The sequence below is a fragment of the Hydrogenophaga sp. genome (assembly GCF_041633695.1).
Classification (GTDB): domain Bacteria; phylum Pseudomonadota; class Gammaproteobacteria; order Burkholderiales; family Burkholderiaceae_C; genus Hydrogenophaga.
The window spans coordinates 1-2772 of the sequence record NZ_JBFJMY010000505.1 but is presented as its reverse complement, the minus strand read 5'-3'; the positions used below and the strand labels follow the sequence as shown (position 1 = coordinate 2772).

General features: G+C 59.3%; 3 protein-coding genes. All 3 read right to left on the bottom strand.

Features of this window, described 5'->3' with window-relative positions:
* Positions 1-1029 (bottom strand): tripartite tricarboxylate transporter permease (locus tag ABYB95_RS20830; protein ID WP_372661394.1); only part of this gene is annotated, 1029 nt, incomplete at its 3' end.
* An 18-nt stretch (positions 1030-1047) separates the two neighbouring features.
* Positions 1048-1488, bottom strand: coding sequence for a tripartite tricarboxylate transporter TctB family protein (locus tag ABYB95_RS20825; RefSeq protein ID WP_372661391.1), 441 nt, complete (start codon positions 1486-1488; stop codon positions 1048-1050).
* Positions 1489-1587: 99 nt separating this feature from the next.
* Positions 1588-2631, bottom strand: a complete 1044-nt coding sequence (locus ABYB95_RS20820) for a hypothetical protein (RefSeq protein WP_372661388.1) — start codon at positions 2629-2631, stop codon at positions 1588-1590.
* Positions 2632-2772 lie beyond the last annotated feature (141 nt).

The window sequence follows — 2772 nt, the reverse complement described above, 5'->3', positions numbered from 1 at the left end:
GCCGACCTGTATGCCTTGCAGGGTGAATGCGCCGATCAACACGGCGGTGGTGCTGTCGCCCGGAATGCCGAGCGAGAGCAGCGGGATCAAGGCGCCGCCGGTCAAACCGTTGTTGGAGGACTCGGAGGCGATCAACCCGTCGGGGTGTCCGGTGCCGAACTTCGATGGGTCGTCGGAAAAGTTCTTGGCCTGCGAATACGCCAGCACCGACGCGGCACTGCCACCCACACCCGGTAGCAAGCCGATGAAGGTGCCGATGGAGGACGAGCGCAGCAGGTTGACGAACTGGCCTTTGAAAACCGACCACCGAAAGCGCTTGCCGGTGGAGAGCTTGACCGACCCGGTGGCGTCGTCGTGCACCCCTTGTTCGGCTTCGCCAAAGATCACGCTCAGGCCAAACAGGCCGATCAACACCGGCAGGAGCGAGAAGCCGGTTTCCAGAAAGTTGGACAAATATTCGGGTGCGATGCGCAGCTCACCATTGCCACCGGTGCTCATGTCGTAAACGCCGATGAGGCTGACCCAGACGCCGAGCACGCCCGAAAAAATACCCACCAACAAACGCTTGGAGAGCGAAGCGATCACCGTCAAGGCAAAGAGGATGATCAGGAATTTCTCGACATACGAAAACTTGATCGCCCAATCGGCCAGGCTGGGTGCGAAGTAATACAACACCACCGCACTGAACAGGCCACCGACCAGCGAAGACACGATGCCGATCTTGAGCGCCTTCTCGGGCTCGCCTTTCTGCGTCATGGGATAGCCGTCGAAACAGGTGGTGATCGACGACGGCGTGCCCGGGATGTTGATGAGGATGGCTGGCACCAGGCCGCCCGAAATGCCGCCCACGTACAGACCCAGCAACAAGGCCAGACCGTGGTTCAGATCCAGCGCGTAGGTCATGGGCAGGCAGACCGCCACGGCCATGGTGGCGGTCATGCCGGGGATGGCACCAAAAATAATACCGATCAGCACACCCAGGCTGACCAGCAGGTAATACGTCAAGTCCAGCGACAACAGCGTTTCCATGAAGTGCACTCTTTCGCCTCAAGGCAATGTGATTTTGAAAACGTGGGAAAACACCAACCAGACCAGCAAGGGTGTGAGCACCGAACTCATGGACAAGAGAAAGATTTTTCGCTTGTTGATGCCGTGCACAAACAGCCAGGAGAGCAAGAACCCGTAAACGATGGAGGTCAGCAAAAACCCGATGCCGCTGTTGGGGTACAGCCGCCCCACGGGCTCCATGGCGCTGAAATAGACCACGGTCAACGCCAGACAACCCAGCAGCCGCTTGGTGTCCACCTGCCATTGGCTCAAGCGGCGCCCCAGCGCGCCGCCGCGCCACTGGGCGAGCAGCTCTGGACCATGCACCACGGCAATGGCCAGCAACAGCAGCAGCAAGGCCCCTTCGACGATGGACGGAAAAAACAAATGCGACTGATCAAAGTCGATGTGGACTTTGAAGAGCTCTGAAAGAGATGCCATGGCCGTGTCTCCGTGCGTTCAAGCGCGTGGCGTAAGCACGCAAGCGGCCCACCTCTGTGCACGGTAGCGCCGCTTGCGGATTCGCCGCTTCGAACCGTTTTACTTGATACGGTCGATCACTTTTTTGGTGATGTCGTTCTTGCTCTTCATGTAGACCTGCGCGTCTTTGGAGGGCATGAAGTTGGGGATGAAGAACGACTTCTTCTGCAGCGCCTGGATCTTGCCTTCGGCGTAGATTTCGGCCAGCGCCTTGTCCAGCGCGGCAACCACTTCGGGCTTGGTGTCTTTGTTGTAGATGAAGAAGAACTCTTTGTCGAACGCCCAGTTCTTGGTGCCGTCCAGGGTCACGCTCGATTTGGGTGTGGCGTAAGCCATCAACTGGTCGCGCGAGGTCTGGCCCAGGCCTTCGGGGTTGGCTTGTGCCAGCGTTTCGGCGCGCGCAGGAATCCAGACAAAGCGCATGGCCTTTTGGTCATCGGCGGGCAAGCGCGTGTACTGCTCGTTGGCCTGCACCGAGCCGTTGATCAAGTCGGCCTGCCCATCAAACAGCAGCTGGTTCTTGTCGGACTGGGAACCGGTGTTGACGGCCACCATGTTGCCCTCTTTGCCGGGGAAGCGGACTTCGACCGCGTTTTTCATGGCGCTGAAGCCAATTTCGGAAACACCGCCGGGCTGGATGGCGACACGCACCTTGGTGCCTTTGCCGGCCGCCTGGATGATGTCGTCGATGGTTTTGTAAGGCGATTTGGCGGGCACCAGAAATGCGTCACCCGGGTTGATGGCCACGGTGGGGCCGATCTTGTATTCGGTGAAGATGTCGGCGAAACCGCGCACACCGTAGAGGTTGCCCAGGTAGGCCTGGTCGTGGAACAGCATGATGGTGCTGCCATCGGTGCTGCGCTCAATGGCCTTGAACGCGGCTGTGGGGCCCACAGGGTCCACCTTGGCATTGATGTCGAGTTTTTTGGCCAGGGCTTCGGCCACGATGGCCGCGTTCTGGTAGGTGTCGCCGCCGGTGGAGGTAGACCCGATGACGATGCGCAGGTTGCCCGAAATCGCCTTGTCTTGCGCCATCGCCTGGATCGAACAGGTGCTGGCCACCACGGTGGCGGCAAGAACGAGATGGAATGCTATTTTTTTCATGTTGGGTCTCCGGTGGTTGGTGAACTGAAATAGGGAACGGGTGGCGCTTGAGCGCGGAAACGTGTTCGGCGCTTCGGCACCGGCGCCGCTGAACAGGATTTCCAGCAATTCAGGCAGGGTCGGATGGGTCACATAGGTGAG